Raw genomic sequence first — 3796 nt, 5'->3', positions numbered from 1 at the left:
AACGACGTCGACACCTTCGGCGCGCGGCTGGCGGGCACTGCCGCGGCCGCAGGTACCCGCCACACGGACGTCGCATCCGCCCTGGCCAGCGTGCTGGCGGACAGCGCGCCCGGCGACCGCATCCTCGTATTCGGCTCGTTCCACACCGCCGCGGCGGCGCTGGCGTCGTTGGGCTGAGCAACCCGTCAGTCCCCGGGCCTGAACGACGCGCCCGCCGCTTCGCACGCCACGGCGGTGGGCCGCCGGACCACGGGTATAATTCGCCGGCATCCTTTCCAGGCCTGCGAGCACCGATGGAACCTGCCCTGAAACAGCGCCTGATCGGCGCCGCCGTGCTGGTCGCGATCGCAGTGATCTTCCTGCCGATGCTGATCAAGGGGCCGGCGCCGGAAAGCGGCATCTCCGACGTCCCGCTCGACATCCCGGACACCCCGCAGGGCCAGTTCGAGACCCGTGAACTGCCGCTCGTGACGCCGTCGGCGCGCGCCGGTGGCAGCGTGACCGGGATGGAACCCGAGCCGGTGGAAGGCGGGCTGCCGACGGTCGATACCCGCGCGGGCAGCGGGATGTTCCCCGCCGCCACCGCAGGCGGCGGCTACGCGGTCAGTTTCGGCAGCTACGCGACCGCCGCGGACGCGCAGCGCGTGGTCGATGCGCTGCTGGCATCGCAGTTGCCCGGCTACCAGGAAACCGCCATGCACGACGGCCGCACGCTGCACCGCGTGCGCATCGGTCCGTTCGATACGCGCGCCACCGCCGAGGCTGCGCGCCTGCGCGCCGCCCATGTACGCGACGATGTCGGGTCGCGGGTGCTGGCGATTGACGGCGGTGAAGACCACGAAGAAGTGGCCGGCACGCCGACGTCGACCGCGGTGCCCGCGCCGGATCCGGCACCTGCCNGCCGCCCATGTACGCGACGATGTCGGGTCGCGGGTGCTGGCGATTGACGGCGGTGAAGACCACGAAGAAGTGGCCGGCACGCCGACGTCGACCGCGGTGCCCGCGCCGGATCCGGCACCTGCCGAAACCACGGCGCTGCCGGAAACCCCGGCCAAGCCCGTCGCCAAGGCGCCCGAGCCCAAACCCGAGCCTGCAGTTGCGCCGGCAGCACCGAAGCCTCCGCCGGCCTCCACGCCTGCGCCGCCGCCGGCGGCCGCCGGGGTCGGGTTCGCCGTCCAGCTGGGTGCCTTCAGCAATGTGGCCGACGCCAACGCGCTGCGTGACCGCGCGCGCGCCGCCGGGCTGAGTGCGTTCGTGCAGTCGGTGCAGACCGACAAGGGCACGTTGACCCGGGTCCAGGTCGGTCCGGTCGCCGACCGCGACGCCGCCGAGCGACTCAAGGCGCAGGTGGCCGCGAAGCTCGGCATCAACGGCTTCGTCCACGCGCACCCGTGAGGCCCGGCGCGCCAGCACCATGAGCGCGGTCGACTGGGTCCTGCTGGCGGTTGTCGTGGTCTCGGCGGTGTTCGGGCTGATACGCGGCTTCGTCGGCGTGCTCGCCTCGCTGGCCGCGTGGGTGCTGGCGGCATGGGCGGCGTTCCGCTTCGGCGGCGACGTCGGATTGATGATGGCCGCCGATGGCGAGCCGAGCGCGACCCAGTTGCTGGGCGGTTACGCGCTGGCGTTCATCGCGGTGTTGCTGGCGGTTGGCGTGGTCGGCTGGCTGGTGCACAAGCTGGTACAGACGGTGGGGTTGTCCGGCCTGGACCGGATGCTCGGCCTGCTGCTCGGCGCGGCCCGCGGCGCGTTCGTGGCTTGCGCACTGGTGCTGCTGCTCGGGCTAACGGCGGTGCCCCGCACGCCGGAGTGGCGCGCCTCGCCGGTGGTGCCGGTGCTCGTGCCCGGGGCGCAGTGGCTCAGCGCGTGGCTGCCCGGCTGGGTCGCGCAGCGGGTCGATTTCCGGGGCGAGTCGGCCGGTCCGGCGCTGGTCTCGCCGGCGGGTGCGGCGGCGCTTCCGCTGCCGGTCGACCTCCCGGCCGGATTCGGGACGGCGGCCACCGATGTCCTGCTCGAGCGCATGCAGGCGATCCAGCAACCGGGCATGCAGGACACCGCCTCCGGCGACGCCGGCCTGCTTCCGCAGGGCGCCGACCCGTCCGTTCCACCGTCTTCACCGCAACAACCCTCCAACCCAGGATCCTGAAACCATGTGCGGCATCATCGGAATCGTCGGCCACAACGACGTCGCGGCCCAGCTCTACGACGGCCTGACGGTGCTGCAGCACCGGGGCCAGGACGCGGCAGGCATCGCCACCGCACACGGCAGCCGGCTGCTGGTGCACAAAGGCAATGGCCTGGTCAGCGACGTGTTCGACGCCGACTCGATGCGCCTGCTGCGCGGCGGCATCGGCATCGGCCACTGCCGTTATCCGACCGCCGGCAGCGAGGGTGACGACGAGGCCCAGCCGTTCTACGTCAACTCGCCGTTCGGCATCGCCCTGGCGCACAACGGCAACCTGATCAACACCGACGCGCTGCGCCGCGAGGTGTTCGAACAGGACCGTCGCAACGTCAACACCGACTCCGACTCGGAAGTCCTGCTCAACGTGTTCGCGCACGAGCTGGATGCGCAGAAGGCATTGACGCCCGAGGCCGCATTCAAGGCGGTCGAGCGCGTGCACAAGCGGTGCGTCGGCGGCTATGCGGTGGTCGCCACCGTGCTCGGCCTGGGGCTGGTGGCGTTCCGCGACCCCAACGGCATCCGCCCGCTGGTGCTCGGCAAGCGCACCACCGCCGGCGGCGACGAGTACGCGGTCGCGTCGGAGTCGGTCGCGTTCGACCTGCTGGGTTTCCAGCGCGTGCGCGACGTGAACCCGGGCGAGGGCATCGTGGTGACCGCCGACGGCCAGCTGCACGCGCGCCAGTGCGTGGAGCCGGGCAAGCACACGCCGTGCATGTTCGAGTACGTGTACTTCGCGCGGCCCGACTCGATGATCGACGATATCTCGGTCCACAAGGCGCGCATGCGCATGGGCCAGACGCTTGGCGAGAAGATCCTGCGCCTGCGCCCGGACCACGACATCGACACCGTGATCCCGATCCCCGACTCCTCGCGCGACGCCGCGCTGGAGGTGGCCAACGTGCTCGGGGTGAAGTACCGCGAGGGTTTCATCAAGAACCGGTACGTCGGTCGCACATTCATCATGCCGGGGCAGGGCGAACGCGCGAAGTCGGTGCGCCGCAAGCTCAATCCGATCCCGCTGGAGTTCCGCAACCGCGTGGTGCTGCTGGTCGACGACTCGATCGTGCGTGGCACCACCTCGCGCCAGATCGTGCAGATGGCGCGCGATGCCGGCGCCCGCAAGGTCTACCTCGCCTCGGCGGCGCCGCCGGTGCGGCACCCCAACATCTACGGCATCGACATGCCCACCCGCGAGGAGCTGATCGCCTACAACCGCACCGAACAGGAAGTCCAGGAGCTGCTGGGCTGCGACTGGCTCGTGTACCAGGACCTGGATGCGCTCGAGCATGCGGTGTCGGGGCCCAAGCACCGGATCGAGCACTTCGACTCGTCCTGCTTCAACGGTGAGTACGTCACCGGCACCGAAGCCGACTACTTCGAGCACATCAAGCGGTTGCGCTCCGACGACGCCAAGACCACCCGCCGCGGCGGGTGAGCGGGGACGTGCCGGGCTCGCTGTTCGACGCCGCTCGCGGCTGCCTCGACGCCGCCACGCCTGAGGCGAAGGTAGCGGCCACCTTCGAGGCGGCGGCGGCGTTCGAACGCGGCGAGTTGGCGGTGCCCGGCGACGCCGCGCCGCCGGAGCCGATTCGCATGCCCGGGCGCCCGCCGCGG

The 3796-nt window shown here is 71.4% G+C and carries 2 protein-coding genes and 3 pseudogenes; all 5 read left to right on the top strand.

The genetic code is table 11. From position 1 onward, the window contains the following. Positions 1 to 177: pseudogene (locus tag ACKVMH_RS09865) on the top strand (bifunctional folylpolyglutamate synthase/dihydrofolate synthase); the annotation flags it as partial. 116 nt (positions 178 to 293) lie between these two features. Continuing rightward, positions 294 to 1395, top strand: a pseudogene (locus ACKVMH_RS09860) (SPOR domain-containing protein). Between the two features lie 19 nt (positions 1396 to 1414). Next, on the top strand, positions 1415 to 2143 hold the full coding sequence (locus tag ACKVMH_RS09855) for a CvpA family protein (RefSeq protein WP_412700150.1): 729 nt from the start codon (positions 1415 to 1417) through the stop codon (positions 2141 to 2143). A gap of 4 nt (positions 2144 to 2147) precedes the next feature. Then, positions 2148 to 3617, top strand: coding sequence for an amidophosphoribosyltransferase (gene purF, locus ACKVMH_RS09850; RefSeq protein ID WP_412700149.1), 1470 nt, complete (start codon positions 2148 to 2150; stop codon positions 3615 to 3617). Positions 3618 to 3625: 8 nt separating this feature from the next. Further along, a pseudogene (locus tag ACKVMH_RS09845) lies at positions 3626 to 3796 on the top strand (DUF455 domain-containing protein); the annotation flags it as partial.

The organism is Lysobacter zhanggongensis (assembly GCF_046638635.1).
Taxonomy (GTDB): Bacteria; Pseudomonadota; Gammaproteobacteria; order Xanthomonadales; family Xanthomonadaceae; genus Novilysobacter; species Novilysobacter luteus.
This window is presented reverse-complemented; position numbering and strand designations above follow the sequence as displayed.